The sequence below is a fragment of the Paenibacillus tritici genome (genome assembly GCF_013204885.1).
GTDB lineage: Bacteria > Bacillota > Bacilli > Paenibacillales > Paenibacillaceae > Paenibacillus_AQ > Paenibacillus_AQ tritici.
Map to the genome: position 1 here is coordinate 109,320 of NZ_JABMKX010000011.1, position 21,935 is coordinate 131,254.

At 51.7% G+C, this 21,935-nt stretch carries 18 protein-coding genes; 1 reads left to right on the forward strand and 17 read right to left on the reverse strand.

Annotated elements, in window-relative coordinates; genetic code table 11:
• From HQN87_RS20405 to HQN87_RS20450, 10 genes are all read right to left on the reverse strand, one after another.
• On the reverse strand, positions 1–1,143 hold the full coding sequence (locus HQN87_RS20405) for a phenylacetate--CoA ligase family protein (RefSeq protein ID WP_173137101.1): 1,143 nt from the start codon (positions 1,141–1,143) through the stop codon (positions 1–3).
• On the reverse strand, positions 1,140–1,397 hold the full coding sequence (locus tag HQN87_RS20410) for an acyl carrier protein (RefSeq protein ID WP_173137103.1): 258 nt from the start codon (positions 1,395–1,397) through the stop codon (positions 1,140–1,142). The genes HQN87_RS20405 and HQN87_RS20410 overlap by 4 nt, the downstream gene beginning before the upstream one ends.
• On the reverse strand, positions 1,381–2,925 hold the full coding sequence (locus HQN87_RS20415) for a class I adenylate-forming enzyme family protein (protein ID WP_173137105.1): 1,545 nt from the start codon (positions 2,923–2,925) through the stop codon (positions 1,381–1,383). Before HQN87_RS20415 ends, HQN87_RS20410 begins: the two co-directional genes overlap by 17 nt.
• On the reverse strand, positions 2,922–4,718 hold the full coding sequence (locus tag HQN87_RS20420; RefSeq protein WP_173137107.1) for an ABC transporter ATP-binding protein: 1,797 nt from the start codon (positions 4,716–4,718) through the stop codon (positions 2,922–2,924). Before HQN87_RS20420 ends, HQN87_RS20415 begins: the two co-directional genes overlap by 4 nt.
• Positions 4,705–6,078: a glycosyltransferase family 4 protein gene (locus HQN87_RS20425; protein ID WP_173137109.1), complete on the reverse strand. Its 1,374-nt coding sequence runs from the start codon at positions 6,076–6,078 to the stop codon at positions 4,705–4,707. Before HQN87_RS20425 ends, HQN87_RS20420 begins: the two co-directional genes overlap by 14 nt.
• Positions 6,041–6,988, reverse strand: coding sequence for a DUF6005 family protein (locus HQN87_RS20430; protein WP_216857382.1), 948 nt, complete (start codon positions 6,986–6,988; stop codon positions 6,041–6,043). The genes HQN87_RS20425 and HQN87_RS20430 overlap by 38 nt, the downstream gene beginning before the upstream one ends.
• A 1-nt stretch (position 6,989) precedes the next feature.
• Positions 6,990–7,268 carry an acyl carrier protein gene (locus HQN87_RS20435; protein WP_173137113.1) on the reverse strand — a complete coding sequence of 93 codons (279 nt, stop codon included), beginning with the start codon at positions 7,266–7,268 and terminating at the stop codon, positions 6,990–6,992.
• A gap of 12 nt (positions 7,269–7,280) precedes the next feature.
• Positions 7,281–7,568, reverse strand: coding sequence for a phosphopantetheine-binding protein (locus HQN87_RS20440; protein ID WP_173137115.1), 288 nt, complete (start codon positions 7,566–7,568; stop codon positions 7,281–7,283).
• A complete protein-coding gene (locus tag HQN87_RS20445) occupies positions 7,561–8,709 on the reverse strand; it encodes an AMP-binding protein (protein ID WP_173137117.1) in 1,149 nt (382 codons plus the stop codon). Before HQN87_RS20445 ends, HQN87_RS20440 begins: the two co-directional genes overlap by 8 nt.
• A 494-nt stretch (positions 8,710–9,203) precedes the next feature.
• On the reverse strand, positions 9,204–10,382 hold the full coding sequence (locus tag HQN87_RS20450) for a hypothetical protein (RefSeq protein ID WP_173137119.1): 1,179 nt from the start codon (positions 10,380–10,382) through the stop codon (positions 9,204–9,206).
• 227 nt (positions 10,383–10,609) lie between these two features.
• Between HQN87_RS20450 and HQN87_RS20455 the strand changes: the two genes are divergently transcribed.
• Positions 10,610–11,353, forward strand: coding sequence for a suppressor of fused domain protein (locus HQN87_RS20455; RefSeq protein WP_173137452.1), 744 nt, complete (start codon positions 10,610–10,612; stop codon positions 11,351–11,353).
• 184 nt (positions 11,354–11,537) lie between these two features.
• On the opposite strand, the gene HQN87_RS20460 is transcribed toward HQN87_RS20455, so the two are convergent.
• The 7 genes from HQN87_RS20460 to HQN87_RS20490 form a co-directional block, all read right to left on the reverse strand.
• Positions 11,538–12,887 carry an FAD-dependent oxidoreductase gene (locus tag HQN87_RS20460; RefSeq protein ID WP_254075583.1) on the reverse strand — a complete coding sequence of 450 codons (1,350 nt, stop codon included), beginning with the start codon at positions 12,885–12,887 and terminating at the stop codon, positions 11,538–11,540.
• Positions 12,888–12,928: 41 nt separating this feature from the next.
• Entirely contained in the window at positions 12,929–14,557 is a 1,629-nt protein-coding gene (locus HQN87_RS20465) for a response regulator transcription factor (RefSeq protein WP_173137121.1), read from the reverse strand.
• The gene (locus tag HQN87_RS20470; protein WP_173137123.1) at positions 14,538–16,391 is read right to left on the reverse strand and encodes a sensor histidine kinase; all 1,854 of its coding nucleotides are present in this window, start codon (positions 16,389–16,391) and stop codon (positions 14,538–14,540) included. The genes HQN87_RS20465 and HQN87_RS20470 overlap by 20 nt, the downstream gene beginning before the upstream one ends.
• A gap of 61 nt (positions 16,392–16,452) precedes the next feature.
• Positions 16,453–17,946: an extracellular solute-binding protein gene (locus tag HQN87_RS20475; protein ID WP_173137125.1), complete on the reverse strand. Its 1,494-nt coding sequence runs from the start codon at positions 17,944–17,946 to the stop codon at positions 16,453–16,455.
• A 38-nt stretch (positions 17,947–17,984) separates the two neighbouring features.
• Positions 17,985–18,866, reverse strand: coding sequence for a carbohydrate ABC transporter permease (locus tag HQN87_RS20480; protein ID WP_173137127.1), 882 nt, complete (start codon positions 18,864–18,866; stop codon positions 17,985–17,987).
• 13 nt (positions 18,867–18,879) lie between these two features.
• The gene (locus tag HQN87_RS20485) at positions 18,880–19,845 is read right to left on the reverse strand and encodes an ABC transporter permease (RefSeq protein ID WP_173137129.1); all 966 of its coding nucleotides are present in this window, start codon (positions 19,843–19,845) and stop codon (positions 18,880–18,882) included.
• Positions 19,846–20,070: 225 nt separating this feature from the next.
• Positions 20,071–21,927, reverse strand: a complete 1,857-nt coding sequence (locus HQN87_RS20490) for a hypothetical protein (RefSeq protein WP_173137130.1) — start codon at positions 21,925–21,927, stop codon at positions 20,071–20,073.
• Positions 21,928–21,935 lie beyond the last annotated feature (8 nt).

Consider the following 21,935-nt stretch of genomic DNA (forward strand, 5'->3'; position numbering starts at 1 on the left):
TCATTCTCCTTCTTCATTTGAGGAAATACGGCAAACAAAGGACGGTATTTTGCCGCTGACAGGATCGGCTTCGAGCCTTGAGACGGTTTCTAGGGACAATTTCACCGGCTTGCCCGCCGCTTGGTGAAGAAAAGCGGATAGCCTGGTCTGCACGTCCTCGAACTCGCTTGGCGAGGCTTCAGTCGCCAGCCGGACGGAAAAAGAGGTGAATGTATTCTGCACGATCTGAAATTGGCGGACTCCTCTGGCTGCAGCAAGCTCCCAAAAAAACTTGTCCAAATACCGGAAGACGGCGGAATGCACCTGCGCTCCAGGCAGCCGAATCTGGGATGTTCGAACGGGAAGCAGTTGAAGAAGGAGACGGCCGGTTTCAGGGTCCCTGCGAATACTTCCGATATCCCCTGTCCGGTAACGGACATAAGGCAAACTCCTCATGATCAGCGAGGTGACCAACACTTCGCCGAATTCCCCCTCCTCTACATGGAGTCCGGAGGCCGAATCGATAATTTCCACATATACAGCGGACTCATCGATTTCCAGTTGGCCGCTCTGGCCTGCGAACGCGATACACCAGAACTCTTCCAAACCGTAATAGTCTACGCATGGAACGCGGAACACCTCCTCGATCCGTTCTTTCTGGGAGCCATGCAGCGTTTCGCCCCAGTTCTGGGTAAACAGGAGGGAAGACGGCAACGAATATCCCCCGTCACGCATATATTCGGCCAACGCGCAGAGAGCGGAAGCTCTCCCCTGGATGAAATGAGGATCTTCCCTGATCATCCGTTCTGCATAATGTCTAAGGGACCTGGGCTCTGCCAGCAGACGGTTGCTCAGCAGCAGCATCCGGTGCCTGGACGGCAGCCCCCACTTTTTTCTATGCTTATACAGGGTCAGCGAGAGTCCCCATATCTCCTCCGGGGTTTTCACGCAGCGGAACGGCACTCCGGTAGTTCCCGAGGTGAACGATTCGATCACCCGCCTTGCATCGGGATGTTCGAAAAGGGCGCGGTTGCCTGCGATCAAGTGTTTGTTTGTAATCGGCAGCTGATGGAAATCAACGTCCGTATAAGGGTTATAAAACGGGTACGTCCGGCGCAATTCGTCGGTCAGCTCTTGCAAATGGCCCGGGGTGAACACTTTCATGAAGCCACCTTGCGTTCTACAAAATGCAATACGGCCTGGACGCTTCGGAACGATTCCGGGCGAATATCGTCCACATCCAGCTCAAAGCCGAATGTATCCTCCAGAGCCGACAGAAGCTCCAGTATTTGAATGGAGTCGATTCCCAGATCATCTACCAAAGTATGGTCCAGCTCGACCTCGCTTGTTAGCCTCTTGGCCACAACGGCTATCGTTTCTCTCACCTTAAAGAATAGTTCTTCATGCTCTATGGACATGCTCTTCCTCCTTCACCATAGATTTCAGGGCTTTGCGGTCCAGCTTTCCGCTGGCTGTTCTGGGCAGAGCCGTAACGAAGCGGAATTCCCTGGGACGCAAGGCCGGGGATAGCCGCTTTACGCACCAGGCATGAAGCTCCGGGCTCTTGACAGGCTCTGTGGAAACATCGGATACGACCACGGCAATCAGACGATGTCCCCATTGAAGGTCTTCTACGGCCGACACGGCAGCGTCTGGCACCCCAGGAAAGCTTAATAGGACGCTTTCGACCGCTTCCGGGTATATCGTGTGTCCCCCGACAAGGAGAGCGTTGTCGGTTCGCCCGGTCAAGTGCAAATATCCATCCTCGTCCAGATATCCGGTATCCCGGGTATGCAGGCCGAGGGGGCCTAGTATCTCGCGGGTGCGATCCGGATCGTCATAATAGCCGATCATTACATTCGGCCCTCGAACGACCACCTCTCCACTCTGCCCTGTTGCCGCCTCCCTTCCGTCCTGAACGATGGCCAGCTCGACGCCGTTAATGGGTATCCCGGCGGATTGCGGTTTCGTCCTCAACTGAGTGTAGGGCAAATACGAGACGCGCGGAGAGGCTTCGGTCAGTCCATAGGAAGGCGTCAGCCGCACGTGAGGCAGACGGTCAGCCAAACGAAGCAGCATGACGTCAGGCATCGGGCCGCCGACAATGAGCAACTGCCGGAGCGTGAGCAGATCCTCCGCCGCCCATTTGGCGGAATGGATTAGAGGCAGGATCGCAGACGGCACAGTGCATAAGAAGGTCACCTTGTTCGTACGGACGCACTGGATCATCTCGAAGGGATGCACGAAGCCCCCGCTTAGAACAAGATTGGCTCCAGAGGCCATGGCGGCAAACCATTCCCCAACAATGGTCGAGCAATACCCCAGTGACTTCGAGAGCAGAACGATGTCCTCGTCGCACAGCGTCGTGTAGTCCAGGATTGCGTCCACATTGGACAGCATGTTGTGGTCGCTCAGCATGATCCCCTTCGGCTCTCCCGTCGAACCGGAGGAGAGGAATATCATACGCACGGCCTCTGGCGGCGTGTACCGGCGTACCGGCCGCGGAGCGGCGCTGATTCCTGCAATCGGTCCGCTTGCCATACCTCCATACAGGTAGAATGGCAACTCTTCCCCTTGTATGTTCCATTCCGCGAGGATTGGAAGCTTCTCTTCAGAGACGAACACAGCTTCGGGTTCAAATTTGCGGATGAGGCGAAGCATGTCCTGTTCTGGCATGTAGCTGTGGATGGGGAGCGGAATGCCTCCCGCCAAAATGACTGCCCCGATGACAGCCAGACACTCCGGCGTCGGAGCCATCCAGACGGCCCCGATAAAATTCGGACGCAGCTGCTCCTGCTTCAGCCGTTCAGCGAGAAGGTCCATGCGGTTTCCGAGTTCCGCATAGCTTGTCCAATCGGACTCGCCGCTTCGTGCCGCATAAGTGATTCCCCGGTCATGCCTTCGTGCACGTTGAAACAATTCCCTGAGGGTGCCTGTGCCATTCATGCCAGAACCCCCTCTTTATGAGATGCCTGTCCGGCCACAGATGTATCGCGCTCGAAGGTCGATGCCATAGCATAATACTCAGCCGATTGATTCATGAGCTCTTCGTGGCCGCCTTCCGCCACCAGACAACCGTTCTCCAACACCAGAATACGATCTGCGTTCATAATGGTTTGCAGGCGATGGGTGGCTACCAGAACCGTCTTGCCCGCCATGACTTGGCGTATAGAATCCATGAGTTCAATCTCCGTAAGCTGGTCCAAGGCGGAGGTCGGTTCATCCAGGATAAGAATATCGGGATTGTGCAAGAGGACACGCGCAATAGCCAGCCTCTGCCGCTGTCCGCCAGATAGCTGGAAGCCTCTGTGGTCAATCTTCGTGTTGAGTCCTTCCGGCAGTTGATCCAGCAGAGATCCGAGCCGCGCATTCAGGGCTGCTTGCATGACCATCTCCTCCGTCGCGTCCAGCTTCCCGACAGCAATATTTTCCATAAGGGTGCCCCGGAACAAGTAAGGCTCCTGGAACACGATGCCAACCTTGCGGCTGATCGCGCTGCGGGTCATCTCCTCCAGATTCTGTCCGCCGATTCGAATTTCACCTTCGAGAACGGGCATCATCCCAATAAGTGCCCGGAAAAGGGTGGATTTCCCAGAACCGCTTCGCCCGACGAAAGCATAAATCTTGCCCGGAGACAGCGACAGTGATAGATCCTTCAAGATTTCCGTTCCACCGTACCCGACGCGCAGACTGCACACTTCGATATCGGACGGCGTTGCTTCAAGCTGAGGCTCACTTGCAGGCGAAACCTGCTTCCTCTCGTTTTCCGAATAGGGATCGATCGGGGTCTGGATAAATTGCTCGATTCTGCCCATTGCAACTTCCGCGCCTTGAAGCTCTCTGAAAAAGTTATTAATCTGCTGTACCGGATTCAGAGCGTTTTGCAGATAGGTTACGGAAGCAACCATCATTCCAACGGTCAACATTTGGTGGAGCACCTGATAACTGCCGATCCAATAGATGGCAGCCAGGATCAGGCTAATCACGAAACCACTGATTTGAAACGACATAACGGCATACAGCGTTTCCCGGGTGCTGGCCTTCACCAGCCCCTTGTACATCGTTTCATTCCGCTTCCGCTCCCATCCCTCTAGTCCTAAAGCCCGGATTTCTTGCGAACTTTCGATCGCTTCATAGAGATAGGTTCCGATCTCTTCATTATGGGTTCGAACGGCGGACGAATAACGCGCCACAGGGTTACGGAACAGCCCTGGCACCCATAAGAGGAAGGGGATGCTAAGCGTTGCAACGATGCCAAGCCGCCAGTCCATATAGTACAGGATTCCGAGGGATATCAGCATCATAAACAGCTGTGAGGTAATCTCGACCAGGATGTGGTTGAGGAAATTTCCCATCGTAGCTGTATCCATCCCGAGCAAGGCCGAGAATTTCCCGGGTCCTTCCTTCTGAATTTCCGGAATGGGGATCTGCCGGACATGCTTCAACAGCTCGTTCCGGATATCCAGCATATTACAGATGCCCAGATAGCGGAACAAACCTACCCGGATAAACAGGAATACGATGGAGAGAACACCTATTCCCAAGGAAAGGCTAAGCAACGGGACAATCAGCTTACGGTTTCCGCCAATCAGCACGTGGTCGATCAGATAGGCGAAGATTAAGGGCTGAAGTATGACGAGTCCCAATTGCAGGAACGTGCAAACATAAGCGATCAAGGTTAAATTCCATTTGATCTTCACGTAGGGAGCAAGACGTCGGAACAGTTTAAACGTGTGCATGATTGTTCCTCCCGGCAAAATGTTGAATAAGCGGCTTCACCCTGCGCATCCATTCCTCCGTGTCACCCTGCGACTGCCAATCCAGAACCGACAGCGATGATTCACTCAAACAGCCTGTTGCTTCCAATAAGTTGCAATGATAGATTTCGTTCAGCGTTCTCATAGGAGATTCCAGCAGGGCGGTCTCCTCCGCCTCACCTGCTATCTGTCCAAGGGGAGCATTCAGGAGCTTCCTGATCTGCGGCATGATGGTTCGATAGTCGTACATTAGAGCGCCACGCCGCGCTCCTTGCGAGAGATTGTCGTGAAGCTTCTCATCCAGCAGAACCTCGGTGCAGCTGCGAACCAGCCCGTCCAGATCTATCTTCGGATGTTCACCGGACCAATCTACTTGGACGAAGCAACCGTCCTCGCCGTCAATAAGCAGCTCCCGGAAACCGTCCCAGTTGGTGCAGACCACAGGAAGACCGTGGGCTTTCGCTTCCAGGAGGTTGAAGCCAAACGTCTCTCCCGGATCGGTGGAGAGGTTGACCAGAAGCCTGGATTCCCGGAACAGGCGGTCTTTCTCACTCCCGTGGACGGGACCTGTAAACTCCACGGTTTGCTCCAGTCTATATTCCGCTACGATGGCTTCAAGCCGTTCTTTATACCGGTCCGCTTCATGCAAGGACCCCGTATATTCTCCGGCAATCGTCAATACAGTGTCCGGGACACGCTGCTTTATTTCCGCCATAGCCTCTAAGAGCACATGAATGTTCTTTACCTCTTCCAGCCGGCCGATGGATAACAGACGTTTACCGGCAAGCGGCCGAACCGGCTCCGCAGCTAGCAAGGTGTCGATGCATAACGGGATCTTATGGGCATGCGCATACCGGGGTGAGAGATTAACCAGCGCCTGTCTGCAAGATTCTGTACTGGCAAGCAGCACATCCTGTTCTGTAATCCAAGGCGCACAGGACAGCCAGGTTGTCAGCCAACGGGCGGATGCGACGGAATGGGCAATAACCATGAAGCGAAGCGGAAGCTTGGCGAAGCTCCGAACCAGCATCAAGAAAGGTATGAAATAAGGAGCGTTCACATAAAGCGTATCGATTCCGTATTCCTCGCATAATCGGGCCAGCCGCTCTGATGCTTGCGGAAGCGAAGACATCGGCTGCTTGGAGAACTGGCGAAGCGAACCCCCGAAGATCTTGGCGAAGCGTACCGGCGGAATGCGGATGAGCTCCGTATATTCAGCCAGATACCCTGTCCATTGGTCATCAATCACCCGTTCGTTCAACCGGGGGGAATGGCCGTCGAAGCAGCCCACCCTAGGTCTGCACTCAGCATGCAAATCGAGGTTTCCAGCGATGATAGACATCGATCAATTCCTCCTTCAGCTGTTGCTCCGTCCTCTGCAACTGCTCCACCTTATCCACCAGCAGTCCGATTTCCCCGGTTCGTCCCGGCATGGACGTACGGATCGCCAGGTATGCGAGCGTACTCCACATTCTTATGAATCCTTCCAGCTGCTCCTGATACAGCTTCGTACCTTGATTAAGCGCTTCCGAAAAATATTGATACAGCAGCCCGTAGCTGTATTTGCGTTTGGCGAGGATGCCGAGCTGGGATACAGCATCCTTCAAGGCCCCGGGCGGATAAATATCGGGCGACTCCACCGTCTGCATAATCCTCCGCCTCACCATGCCGGTTAGCGATCGTTCACCCGGATCGGTCTCTATCGTATCCTCGAAGATTCTCGCCACCTCGTGAGCGTCCGGTTCATGGAGCCATTCGGGATGAAGCAGCAGTCCCCCGCCCAGCTCATTGCTCAGAAAAGCATCGTGTACATGGCTCGTGGCCACTAACCCTTCCCAATCAAAATAGCGGTCGTATACCACGAATTGATCGCCCCGCATTCCGTGAACGATGACAAAATGGGGCTGATGCATGGTTTGAAACGTTCTTTTTTGATAGGGCATATGAAACAGATCGAGCTGTACCAAAACAGGAAGATCCGGATTACGCCGCAGGACCTCTAGAAACTTCTTCAGATTGACGAGCTTTTCGGCCCCGTAATCATACCACTCCATGGCCCCTTCCCCGTACAGACGGGTGAACAGCCGCAAATATTCGGACGGTGTGATGTCCGATGAGAAATAGGTCAGCTTGCCGTCCTCCGTAACGCTGAATGGCGCGTCCCAAGCACCGATATAGAGCGGACGTTCATCCCATCCGGCTTGCTCCAAGCCATAACCGAGTCCGTTCAGAAAGCAATGGGCTTGTTTCACGTCAAACCCCGGTTTTAACGGCCCGTTTGGCCAATATGCGTTGTGAGATCAAGCGCGCGGTGGCGAAGTTCTCCTGCAGAAGCTCGTCGTCCTCGTAAAAAATGTCGTACTGCTGTTCAATCTGTATCATCAGGTTGACCAGCAGCACCGAATCCACGCCTGCATCCTCTAGCGGGGCGTCCCCATTCAATTCCTCCGCCAGCTCCGGTCTGGAGGTCAAACCGGCCACCCGGTCAATCACGAATTGTATGATATCCTGTTCATTCACGTTAATCATCATATCCATCCTTTTCTATGATCTTAAGATTTGACTTGTTGAGGGGATGTGCTCCCCCTTAAGGGCGTGGATGAAATCGACTAAAGAACCGACCGTTTGGAAGACGGCAGGATCCATCTCCTCCTCAGGCACAGTTACGTTGAACACTTCCTCGATGTATACCACCAATTGGAGTACCATGATCGAATCTACGTTTAAGTCTTCGTACAGCCGATCTTCCTCTTTAATGACGTCCGGGAGAGAGAGCTCCAATTGTTCGGACATGAGCTGCCTCAATTGAGATACCGTTTGTTCCTTATCCATGAATATCATACTCCTCTTCTACCAATTGTTTTCGCATAACCTTCCCTGTACTCGTCTTCGGAATGTCCTCCGTAAAAGCAATAAAGCCCGGAACTTTATAAGCAGGCAGAAACCGCGCGCACCACCTCTTCACCTCCTCCTGTGACAGCGCATCGCCCTTCCGGACGATTCGAGCTTTGACAGCTTCCCCCCAGACGGGATGCGGAGCCTTGTGCACGACAGCTTCCTGAACGCCGTCCAGCCTCTGGATGACATCCTCCACCTCGGAGGGAGCTACCTTCAGTCCTGACACATTAATCAGATCATCCATCCGGCACAGAACATGAAGCCTGCCGCCCAACCAATATCCCATATCTCCGGTAGGAATCCGGCGTCCGCCTGTGGCAATGATTATTTCATCCGGCTGCTCCCGGGTTCCGGGCCTTTCCATTACCATATGCTCCAGCAACATCCCGGCATCCGTAGAACCGGAGGGCCGGTCGCCAAGCGAGATGCAGCCCGCCTCAGAGCACCCGTATTGCTGGATCACCTCCACACCTGCACCTCCAAGCCTGTTCAGCAGTTCTGCAGACATCGGAGAGCCAGAGGATACCATCTTTCTAAGCAGCACCTTCTCTCTCATCAGGCTGAGCAGAATTTGAAAGAGAAAGGGCACCGCATACACCACATGGCGATCATGCTGCTGCATGAGATGCAGGGCGAACTTGGGGTTCTTGTCCGTCACGATAACCGGCTTGACTCCGCGCTTAAGTGCGGAAAGCGTGCCTGTGATTAATCCGAAGGAATGGGACACGGGCACCAGAATGACCGGTTGATCCTCCCCGCTGCAGGGCAGCATCTTGTTGTAGGCCTCGATTTCCATTTGCACATGAGACCAAGACCGTTCAACTAGCTTGGGAGCGCCGGTCGTGCCGGAGCTGAATTGAAGCAAGGACGGCTCCCCATTCATCCGATCCAGGCGTGAGTGTAGAGGGTGAAAGACGGCGCTGCCTCCTGCGTCGGTCAGCAGACCCGAACAGCCTGCGTCTTCGGCTTGCCGGAGAGCGCTTTCAATCGGGGTATCGCCGTTGATCAGAAGCACCGAACCCTCATTCCTGATAATCAGCTCCGTGGCGGCCAGAATATTCGCCGGTTCCTTCATGCATACAGCTGTCCGCCGTTCCTTCCAAACAGAGGAACCCAATAATGCGTATATCGCGTTTATTCGACGTTCCAGTTCATGCTGATCATAATGTTCTTTATTAACAATGAACATGGGGTCTCCTTTCCCATGAGATTTTTTTACTTCTTTAGGTATTTTCGCCACATAATGACGCTTTTCCTTCTCTTGTAGTAAATAGTCCTTTCTTGTCATTGCAGCCGTATCTCATAACGAAAAGCACCCCCTATAGTTTTCATCAGCATAAACACCAGGTGTTTATCCAATGTCGACTATAAGGGGTGCACTTTAATGTAGAAGGGGGTCGTTTTTTTACTGACATGAATTGATGGCTGACTTTATTAAGGAGTAGCACAGGTCACCTGAATCACCCGACTGTCTTCGCCAGCCTATAACTCTCATAGTTCACCAAAAAAGCCGCTAACAGATAAATATTCTGAAAGCGTCTTGAAAATCATATCCGATTTTTTAAAACTTTATTTCAATATATGCTTTGAGATCCTATCCTCATTCCAGTCGTATACTAAGACACTATTCTCACGATAGTCCAATATAGACCCTTTTATTCCATTAAATTCGTGAATAGAGGCCAACGTTTTTGCATCTAAAATATACTGGGAGGTAAGCAAATCGACATACAGGTTTCCTTCTACCGTTTTCTTTGCTGTTGGCAGACCGTCCCCCTCAGGCATATTAAAATTCGATAGTACTCTATCCTTTACTAAACCCTTCTGACTGAACAAGCTTAATTTTTTGGTTTTAGGATTAAATACCATGTAATGATCCCCGGCTTGGAAAGCAAACCCAAGTGGATCGATTGTTCTTCCCCAGATAGCGGAGCCTTTTGGAGATAAAGCTATAAGTTTCTGCGTATTTGCTTGATGTACTGAAAACACAAAAGTACCATCGTCTAGTGCAAAAGCAGTATAAAAACTTACTCCTGCTCCCTTTGGGAATGTGTATTGGAATGAACGCTGTAAGGAAGAGTTGTACACTTCAACTTTTTGAGCATTGCCCTGCTTGGTTAACATCTCTATGGCGATTTGGTTCTTCGACACAGTAGTTAACTTTCCGGATACCACCTTACTGGCTTTCTGCTTACCATTTTTATCGAAAGATAGCAGTTGTACCGTTTCTGCACCGATTGTATCCGATTTCTGACCTGCAATAATTAAGTTTCCGTCACTCATGCGGTATAACTTGCCGTCAAATGCTCCTAGATTTTGTCCTACGAGCTTACTCCAATTTTCCTTCCCTGCAGGGCTCACAGAATAAAGAACTCCTGGAAAGGAGAAATAGGCGTATACCGTACCGTCTGGTGCATAAGCAAAAGGATATTCTGTACTTGGCCATCCGTATCCTGCTTTTGCAAACGAGAATACCCATTTCACCTTTCCGGTTTTGGGATCTACGGCTCGGATTGTATCAGGTGACCAAGCTTTTGTCTCAGAGAATATTTCTTCTCCAACATGTAAGTACAGCGTTTCTTGTCCTGGTACATAAAAACTCTCTGGTTGAATCGCTATGTAATCTTCATTCGGTGTTTGAGTCCAAACCGCTTGTGGCAAGGAATCATAATTCTTAGCAGCCGCCACCCCACCAACATTTGCAAACACCAGGGCAGCAGCCATGAAACTGATTAACTTCTTTTTCACACGAAAACCTCAACTTTCCTTTTTGAATTGATGATTCAATAGGGTTGCCTCTTATAAACTTGCATTGTTTCCCTTCTCCTATTGGACTACATAATATTATCGACATTTGTAATTCGAATCGATAGACCCATCGCTCCGGGACTATGCCTTTTGTTATACTTTCAAATGAGGTTTAAAACCATCTATTTTCATTTCGCACTTTAACTCACACAGAGGAGCGCAAAGACATAAACTTTTTCAAAAAACTGTTTGGCGGCAATGAAATGGGCAAATCGGAAGACGGTACCACCATTTATGGTTATGATGCTCAGGATGAGCAGCAGATTACACCTCCCTCCAATATTTTGTACATGGAAGAATTAAACGAACATTTTAATCGGGTCTTTCCCAACCGGGAAACCGGCGTGTTCCATGAGCTGATTTCAGACATCGTACATATTGATGTGAATATTATGGAAGCTACACCTGATGAGCCATACCGGGTGCTGTATACCAATGGGATGAGCGATCTGCCGATGACCCTCCCACAGGAGATCCGTGAAGAGTATAAGCATCTGGAACGCGCGGAGCTGATGATGTTTTTGCCGGCGGACTGGCCGCTTACACAGGAGGACTTTGAATCAGAGGAGAACTACTGGCCCATCCGGCTGATGAAGATGCTTGCCCGGTTCCCGCATATGTATCAGACGTGGCTTGGATACGGCCATACGATTCCCAACACTGAGGATTACGAGCCATATGCGTCTAACACCGGGCTGTCCGGCGTGATCCTGTATGCTCTGCCGGAAGAGGTTAGCACCGGCCATACGAAAGATGGCAATCAGGTTCAGGTTTATTTCCTGGTTCCGCTTTACAGGGAGGAAATGGAGTTCAAGCTGGAATCCGGCATGGACGAACTGGTTGACAAGCTGTTCGAGCTTCCAGAGGATTTCCTCGTTCTGGATCCGAATAGACGTAACGCGTGTAAATAACCGCCCCGATTAACGGGTTAGAAACAGCTTTAAAAGGCTGAGCCTAAGTCAAGAATATGACTTTGGGCTCAGCCTTTTTATAAATATAAGAATTTATATGTTTCACACGATAACTTATCCTTCTATTTCTCGCTGAAACGGGTACCGTCCTTTAAAAGGACGGCAAAGCCGTTTCCACTTGTTCCTAGTGCCGCTCATTGATCTGCTCTCCTAACCATGCGCCTTGGTGGATAAGTCTGCGTTGCAGCTCAGTGATGTCGATACTGCGCGTTTCCCGCGTGCCTGTCTCGGCCAGAATCGCCGCGGCCGTACCGGAGGCTTCGCCCATTGCAAAGCAATTCGGCATGACCCGGGTGGAGCCTTGGGCCGCTCTATCGGTTGATATCGCTCTGCCGGCTACGATTACGTTCTGAATACCGGCCGGAAGCAAGGCGCGATAAGGAATGCCGTGCGACTCTCCCGGCGATAGACGTACCATCGTCATGCCGCTCGTAGGCTTTGCCATATGAATATCAATAAAGTAGGCATTTCGGGCAATATCGTCAGGGAACGAACGGCACGCCAGAAAATCGTCGGCGGTGACGATATAATCGCCGATGATCCGGCGGGTTTCCCGAATGCCGATCTGTTCGCCCGTCAACGTCAGGAAAGCGTTTTCGAATCCGGGAATCGCTTCCCTTAGCCAACCGGTAATGTGTTCAACAAGCGCGCGGCCTTCGATTGCTCCGCGGGTCAGATCATCCGTATTTGAACCGTCAATCCCGAATACATGCCCAAAATTGAAGCCTGCCGTATGATCATTTAGCCAGGAAATACCGGCCCAATCTCTTGCGACGCGCAACCGCCCTTCACTCTTCGCCTTGTTGATCGCATGTTTCAGATCGTGACTGTGCGTCTCAACACTTGAGAGAAATTTGTTCCGGTCCAGGTTATTCAGAACGAAGCACATCGTCCCCGGCTGCAGCTCTCCATCATCTCCACCTTTGGCGAACTGCCCGCCCGCAAGATAGGTGAGATCCGCATCGCTCGTTGCATCAATGTATATCTTCCCCTTCACCGCCTGGGTTCCGGTCTTGTTGTTAATGACCGCCGCTTCAATGATGCCGTCCTGCCCAAGAACTTGACCGACGAACGTATGATACAGCACTTTAACGCCAGCCTCCATCATCTTCTCGTCCAATAGGCGCTTTAGAATTTCCGCATCAATCGGCACCCAATCCAGCCGGTCCTTCCATGCTTCCTGAAACCTCTCATCCATCTTGCTCTTCATATCAAGCAGAATTTCCAGCCCAATCCCGCGGATTACCGGCTTGATCTGATCGGTATACGGGCAAAATGCAGGAACCTGAGAGACCGTCGCCATGCCGCCCAGGTATCCTCTTTGCTCTATCAGCAATACGGATGCCCCGTTTCTTGCCGCTGCGAGCGCTGCCGCTACTCCTGACGGCCCTCCTCCGGCAACGACAACATCCACTTCCGTGTAGACAGGAATATCGCGCTCGGGTATTTTAAGGGTTAGTGCCATATCGGTCATTCTGACCACCTCCACCTGATTTCTTCCATTGCAGCTTTAATTTACATCAAACGCGGTGAGACTGAACGCTCTTGTTTTTTTAATTCACTCGGGGCTACGCCCCAATATTTACGAAACACTCTGGCAAAATAGCTGACATCACGATATCCCGCCGCTTCTGCTGCATCATACACCTTAACGCCGCTGTGTAAGAGCTCTTTGGCATGCTCCATACTCCGCTTCAGGAGATATTCTGAAATGGATTTCCCTTCCTCCCGCTTAAACAGCCGGCTAAGGTAAGAGGGATTGACATATAATCTTTCGGCCAGCGTGTGCAAAGTCAGTTCTTCTTTCCCCAGCATTTCCTCCACGGCCTCGATCATTTGTTTAACGAGCCGATGGCTTGAATGCTTTCGCTCGCGTTCCCGGTATTGGGTAATGCGGCTGGCCACTCTTTTGGACCATTCCACGATTTGCTCTTTGGAGAGCAGGGATTCAAAGGACAGAAACATCGAATAATCCTCTTGCAGCACCTCCTGCATCGACCAGCCCCGCGATTGAATCATACGTGTAAATAAGCTGCTCAAATACAGCAAATGCTCGTATACCTTTGGGGTTGAGACTGCCTGGGAGTATACGTCTTTGAAATAGCAGTCTATCAGCTCAGCAACCGCTGCCGCGTGATCCGTATGAACCGCAATCTCCAGCTGCTTTTCGAACTCAGCGTCATAATGAAACGGCTGCTCCTTGTTGGTTACATCCAGGTAAGGAACGAACACCTCATTGCCGTAAATGGCCCGCTCCTGCAGCGCACGGCGTGCCTGCCGGTAGGACAGCGAAACATGGTCCCATGAGCCTGGGGTCCCGAGTCCGGCGCTGGCTGTAAGCTTCAGACACTCTTTAACAATGTTGAAGAGACGGGGAACGTGAACATTGATCCGCTGGATGATATCTGGAACCGATTCTTCCGGTTGTCCCAAAAAGAGCAGCACGGTTGCTCCGTCCGCATCATTAAAGACCCGGCAGCTTTCATGCTGTAAACATTCAGCCGCTATGCATTCCAGCGAAAACTGCAGCAACGCTTGATCCGAAGACGTAAATCGTTCTCCTTGCCCGTGAATCGGATCGACTTCACATACGGCTACAGCAAACCAAGTATAGAGGGCAAGCTCCAGATTCAGCTCCTCCATATGCTTCTTGAGCTCCCAGTCCGCATACCGGCCCTGTATCCAGTTTCTATAAAAATCATCCTGGAGCTGAGGCAGGCGGTCATGCCATTTCCGCTGCAGCTCAATCATGCTGTGCTTTTCCATCAGTTCCTCACGAATTTCTTCCGCAGCCGCAAGAATAGCCTTCAAAATTTCATCGTCTCCGGCCGGCTTCAGCAAGTACTTCATGACGCCAAGCCCCACAGCAGCCTGCGCATACGGGAAATCGTCATGGCCGCTTAAAATCACGAATTTCATGTGCGTTTCCTGCTGCAGCACCGTTTTCGCTAAGGTCAACCCGTCCATCTCCGGCATCTCGATATCGAGCAGCACGATATCCGGCTTCCTGCGCTCGATCATGGACAGTGCTTCTAAGCCGTTCTCGGCAAGCGCTACCACTTCGATGCCATGCTCATTCCACGGTATATTGTTGGCCAGACTATTCAAAATTCGAATTTCATCTTCAACAATCATGAGATTCATGCTCCGATTCCCCTCTCTCCTCCCGGCAGCGGTCTGCCGGTAAATCGATGACCGCCGTCGTTCCGTTCCCTTCCTCGCTGACGATCTTCAATTCCGCCGTCTCCCCATAGTAAATGGCGATTCGAGCCTGGACATTGAGCAGCGCAAAAAACTCGGAGTTCTTTTCGGGAGGGGTCGTGTAATCCCCGAACCTGATTCTTGCCAAGGCCTGTTGAATCCGCATAAGCCTCGGCCCTGGAATCCCTCTTCCATTATCGGTTACCTGGATGATCAGCCGGTCATTAGACACAACGGTTTGAATGCTTAATGCTCCGCCTTTTTTCCGTTTCTCCAATCCATGCAATATGGCATTCTCAACCAGTGGCTGAAGCAGCAGCTTCAAAATATGCAAATGATGGCTATCCTCGGAAGCGCAGTACCCCACCGTAAACCGGTCGGCAAAACGGATTTGCTGAATTCGAATATAGTAATGAAGGTGCTTGAACGTTTCCTCCACTGTAAACGACTCCTGCCCTTTGCTCAAACTGAGCCTGAAGAAGTTCGACAAGTTGAGCACCATCGTACTGATCTCTTCCGCTTCATAATTTTTGGCCGTCCAATAAATCGAATCCAGCGTGTTGTACAGGAAGTGGGGATTAATCTGAGCCTGCAGAAATTTGAGCTCCGTCTTGGTCATTCTGAGCTGTTGCTCATAGATATCTTTGATCAGATGACGCTGCTGACTCGCCGTTTCGTTGAAAGCATCCGTTAAATACCCCAACTCATCCTGCCGCCCGTTCTCCAGCCTGATATTCAGATTGCCTTTACGCAGCTGCCGCATGCCGGACACAAGTCTTGATATCGGAGAAGCAATTCCGCTGTAGATAAACCAGGCAATCCAGACGGCAAGCACGACGCTGAGTGCAATAATGCAGTACGCAAAAATTTGCAGCGGCCTCGACTTATTGTAAATCTCACGCTCGGGCTGGATCAGCAGCAGCGACCATCCGCTTCGGGGAGAAGTCACCCGCAGAATCAAATTTTTCTCATCCGTTTCCGGGGTTTCCCGGACAACAACACTGCCTGGCTGGACGTCCCTCCATTCGAAAGACAACGTTTCTGCAGAAGCATTCGATACGATCAACCGCTCCCGGGCATCAAACAGATAGACCTTGGAGCTGCTGTTCGCCAGCAAATGGGACAACGAGCGGAGCAACTGATTCTTCGAAATCGACAGCATGAGGACATTTTCGCCTTTTTCGGCGCGATAGAAATCCAGAAGCCTCATCATAATGAGCTGATTCCGGTTATAGATAGGATCCGGGTGTCCAGACAAATTTTCTTCATGGCGTTCTGACAAGTAGTATATGCTTGCGCCATTTGCCTTCAGAGCCTCATCGTACCATGGTTCAGGGTTTTGGGATTCCCGGTGCAGCAGCCCGAGCTTGGTTGCGATCAGCGAGTTGGAGGGACGATGATAAATCATGGCGTCGCTTAAATATTCATTGACCATGGTTATATTCGTAATCTCTTCCATGACACGCGTGAAGTCCATAATCGCCCCGGAGGTCAGGGTCTTCTCCTGATGAGACAGCAGGGTGGATAAATTGGTATCGGTTGCGATTAAGGTGGACAGATTATGGATGCTCTTTAAGGTCAGGTCAACAAACTCCAAAGCAGAGTTCATGGCACTGAGCGTGCGCTCGCCAAGCTCCTGCTCCAAAATCCGCTGAGACTTTACATTGGCAAACATGCTGAACGCCACCAGGGGCAGCAGGATGAGAAGAAAATAACAGGTTAGCCTAAACTGAATCGACTGCTTCAAAACGCTGCGGAATTGCGTCAGCCACTTCATACGATTCCTCCACGATTCATGCATGCCTTCATTATAGCTTAGACCCCGTTATCCGTCCTGTTCATTGCCCGTTGACTTCCTTCGTCATTTCCTCGCCGCCGTTTTTCTTCCAGTCTTCAACAAATTGATCAAAACTGTCTACCGGCTGCTGGCCTATGATGATTTTCGTGAAGGCTTCGACCTCCATTTTGGACAGCTTAGGCGCGTATTTACCCATTCCAGGTGTAGGTACGCCCAGATATTGATTCCGGATGGCAACCTCGTTAATCTTGTTGACAATCTCGTTCAGCTTAAACTCCATACCGAGCGAGTCCAGACGTTCTCTGGATACTTCAGAATCGAATGGTACAATCGCTTCTCCGAGCGTTAGCCGGTAAATATGCTTGTTGTGCTCATCAAAGTTCGTAACCACCTTCCCGTCCTCCATATTCCATACCTCGCCCTCAAATCCGAGCATGAGTGTGCGGTATCCGTCTCCGATCATGAAATCAAGCATCTTGATGACAGCCTCCGGATGTTTGCTCGTAATCGGTATCACATTAAACCCGGCAACATAGCTGTTGCCCCAGGTTCCCTGCTTCCCGTCAGGTCCGGTTGGATATTCGAGGGTAATCCACTCTGCATTGGGATCATTTTTCTGGTTGGTCAGGATCGGGCCGCGGGTATCATACCAGTTCCCGGAGAACAGGCCCACTTTGCCGCTGGCGACTTTCTCGTCAACATTAGCCATCTTATTTAAAGCCCACTCGGGATCAATCAGCTTTTCCTGATAGAGATCGGCAAGATAGCTTAGTGCTTCCTTCATTTCCGGCAGTGTGCTGGAATTCACCAGTTGCCCGTCCCGCTTAGTCCATTGGCCCCGCTGAATTCCCCATGCCCCGATAAACGGAGCTGTTCTTCCGAGGTTTTCCTGCAGGATCAGGCCAAACGTATCGTCTTTGCCGTTTCCGTCCGGATCATCCTGCGCAAAAGCGCGAATCACCTGTTTGTATTCTTCCAGCGTTGTCGGCGGTTTGAGCCCCAGACGGTCCAGCCAATCTTTGCGTGCAAACATGATTTCATTGCCCGGGATCGGGTTCAGGCTGGGAATCGCATAGATCTTTCCGTCCACGGTGACGACCTTCCAGGCTTCCTCCGGGATACTTTTCTTCAGATTCGGTCCGTATGCGTCGATTAAATCATTCAGAGGGGTAAGGGCTTTCTGCCGGACATAGCTTTCGAACCAATTGGCGTCATAGGACAGGAGCATATCCGGCAGATCATCGGAGGCCATAATCACGTTCAGGGCATCCCCGTAACCGTCCGCAGGAGGCGTGATCAGCTTGATGTCCAGGTCCGTGTTCTCGCGGATGTAATCAATATAAGGATTATTGTTCTCGTCCATGCCCGGCGGGAACTTCCGTCCGGCATTGCTTAATACGATATCAATGGCCTGGCGTTCTTCCTTCCCTTCGGCTCCTTCCTCCTTCGTGCCGGATGAACACGCAGACACCAGCAGCATGGAGGTCACCGCCAGGATGGATACGGATCTTTTTACGAAGATTGAGACTTTCATATAACAATCCCCTCTCTTTTTTCATGTTACATGCAGTTCTAGCCTTTTACCGATCCAAGCATAATCCCTTTGACAAAATGCTTCTGCAGAAACGGATACACGATCAGGATCGGAACCGTGCTGGCAATCAGCGCCGCAGCCTTCAAGGACTCCAAGGCCAGCAGGGTGCTGTCGATATTGGCGGCGTACCCGTTGTTATTGCTGATGTTCGATTGATTGAACATGATCAGCTCACGCAGATACACCTGCAGCGGGAAAAGATTCCGGTCCGTCACATACAGGACGGTATCAAAGAAGGCGTTCCAATGTCCGACGGCATGGAATAAGGTAATCGTTGCAATGACCGGCATGGATAACGGAACGACAATCCGGATGAGCGTTCCGATATTGGAGGAGCCGTCAATCTTGGCTGATTCCTCCAATTCGGGCGGCACGCCTTGAAAGAAATTTCTCATAATAATAACATTGAACGCGCTAACCGCTCCAGGAATGATATAGACCCAGAAGGAATTCAGCAGCCCGGTCGCTTTCACGACCAGAAAGGTTGGAATCATGCCCCCGTTAAACAGCATCGTGAACACAATCAGGAACATGATGGCTGATCGTCCTTTAATATAAGCCTTGGACAGCGGATAGGCCAGCATACAAGTGATGACCACATTCAACAGCGTGCCGATGACCGTGCGCAGTAAACTGACCTTGAAGGCATTCACAAAGGCCTGTTCGCTCAATACCTTCACATACGCTTCGAAACTGAAATCCACCGGCCATAAAGTCACCCTGCCGGATGTTATCGCCTGATGACTGCTGAAAGACTGGGCCACGATATGCAGGAATGGGAGAAGCGCAAGCAATGCAATGAAACCCAGGGCCAGGTAATTAAGCCTCGATGCCAGATGTTCCCCCCTAGTAAGTCTCATAGATTCACCCCCTCTACCATAAGCTGTCCTGGCCAAGCTTTCTGGCGGCTTTGTTGGCGAGGACGACCAATATCAGACTGATGACCGATTTGAACAACCCGACAGCGGTAGTAAAGCTAAATTGGCCCTGCGTAATTCCAGTCCGGTATACATAAGTCTCGATAACATCGGCCACATTGTATACCAGCGGATTGTAGAGCACAAAGATCTGTTCAAACCCGACATCCAGAACGCTCCCCAAGCGCAGTACGAACAGGATCACGATGGTCCCGAGCAACGATGGCAGGGTGACGTGGATCAGTTGCTTCCATTTGCCCGCGCCGTCTACGACAGCAGCCTCGTAGATTTGTGGATCGATTGATGCCAGCGCAGCCAGATAGATGATGGCCCCCCATCCCGCTTCTTTCCAGATATCGCTGACCACAAGCACCGTTCTGAACCATTCCTGACTGCCCAGGAAGAAGATCGGCTCCAAACCGAGCATACCCAGAAACTGATTGACGATCCCCGTTGCCGGGGACAGCACGTTGATAAGAATGCCTCCGATGATGACCCAGGACAGAAAATGCGGTAAATAGACAAGCGTCTGGACCCCGCGCTTATACAGCATGTGCCGGACTTCATTCAGCATCAAGGCCAGGATGATCGGACCCGGAAATCCCCAGATCAGCTTGTACAAACTGATCAGCAGCGTATTTTTGAATACCGTGTAAAACTCGCTGTCTGTAAACATATTTTTAAAATGCGCAAGTCCCACCCATTCGCTGCCGCGGATGCCGGCAAAGGCGCTGAAATCCTGAAAGGCAACGATGATGCCCCCCATTGGCACATATTTAAAAATGATAAAATACGCGAGTCCCGGCAGCATAATCAGGTATAAGTCCCAGTACTTTTTCAAGGCCTGAAACCGCTCCGGCTTTACCGTACGAAGGGGATGGTTCTCGGGCTGCCGATCCGCCGCTGCCAAATCTGAATCCATAGGATACCTCCTTTACCCTTAGTCATTATGTCTTATCCGTGTGGTATTCTCATTGTACCTGCCGTTTGGCATTTGCTTTAAGGCCATTTGCATGACCTTTTAGGTGAATTTCTTGACCACTTGGCCGAGAACAACAATATTCCAAACCCAAACTCACCATCTACGCTACTTTACATAAAGAAAAAAAGCTGGCGAATATGCCAGCTTCTAGTCTACCCGGTATATTTAGTCTTTCTCTTGTTCGTTCAGGCCTCTCGCCTGTTCCTCTTCCGTCCATAATTTAAGCCGAAGACTCAAGGATGGGCCGGGCGACCGGATCACGGCCAGACGGTACTCCCCGTTCCGGTTTCCGCAGTGTTCTTCCTCTATCTCGAAGCAGCAGCCGGTTGCGCTAACTGTATAGCGGAAGGGGCCCAACACGACATTTACGGCATGCCGTCCCGCCGTTATCGTGCTCCGTTCCTGTCCATTACTGCAGAACAGCGGCACGCGGTAAAGAATCGGTCCCGAATCCTGCACGGCAAGCTCAGCAACAATCTCCAAACCATCATCCGACAAAGCGTATCTTTCCGTCACCCTCTCGTCTTCCGGCAGCCCCTGCCCGCGATAGGTGATCCGGAACTCCACGCGGCCGCTGTCTTGCCGGATGACATGAAGTTCAAGCCCCAGCCCCTCGCTCAAATCTGCCAGATATACCGCTGTCCCGTCCTGCCGCTCCCAGCCAGGACCAATCGCAGCGTTCAGGGACCGGACCCCTCCGGGCAACCGGTATTCAGGCGCAGCACACAGCGGGCTGGACAAGGCCAGTTCCACGGGAACACCCTGACGGTGATATCTTCCCAGTCCCGTGGAGTCATAATGGTGATCGGCGGCAGTATCCAATTGCACGGATTGGCCTCCGGCAGAGGCAAACACTTTGTGGAAGTGCTCCGAGGTTGCCAGCACATATCCCCCGCTTTCGGCAGGACAAGGCTCTTCGGCAATATCATCGTCGGCGAACAAATAGGCCATATAAGCGAAGCTGCCTAGCGTAATCATATACTTGTCATAATACGCGTAGGATTCCGTCCCGTAACCGGAACGGATGGCGTAGTAATTTTTGATATGGCGTGGGGGCGTAATATCACGGACAAAGCGCAAGATAGCCTGCGCCGACAGTCTTGCGCTTCGTTTGAAAGCGCCAGCCAGCTTGAGCCTGCCCTGCCGCCGGTACCGCACGGCTTCAAATTCCGCGCACGCCGCCGCCAGCGCTTCATTGAACTGGAACTGGCTGCTGCGCCCTCCATAGGGAAAATGACCGGCGGCGGACTGCATGAACAAGGTCATCATTCCGCCGGCCGCCAGCTTGCGGTTCAATTCTTCATGAAACGCTCCCCGGTACCCGGCCGCGAGCATCAGCTGGATGTGGCAGCGGGCCGCCAGATCATACAACAGCGGACAGCCCGGGTCCATATACATTCCGTTCCTGTCGAATTTCTGCAGCTGCACCGGCCAATGCTCGGCCAAATAACCAGCGGCACTTGCCATTCCCTCCGTTTCGCGCAAATACTCGCCGGCCATGTTGTAAATGTTGATATTATGCAGCCGTTCAGGTCCGGAAACGGAAGCCAGCGTATAAACGTAATTGACCGCAGGCTCAATGCGGGCTAATTCATTTTTCCATTTCAGGGATTGTTCTGCGGAAACATGCGGCTTCATCGCCTTATAGGCCAGCATCAGCTCCTTGGTACTGAAATCGGCCATCTGATTGCCCGTCGTTCGCGGCAGTTCCCGGCAGCCCGTTTCCATCATGCTCTCCCATAGCGGAAAAAGCTCAAGCTTGCGTCCGCCCGCCATCAACCCTGCCAGAACAGAGACAACCCGGCAATAGGTCTGGAGATCCTCAGGACACCCCTGCGGGTCCGTCCCCCAGCTCTTGTCTGCCTGCTCCAGCCCGTATTCCTGAATCGACCCTTCCATCAGATCAAGATAGATATCCTTGGAGAAACCAGTTGGCTCGAAAGCCGCTGGCCGTTCCATCGCGTCGATATATGCAAACAGATCGGCGCCGGAAAGCGGCTGCGAATCTCTTAATGGACTCATTTCCTTTG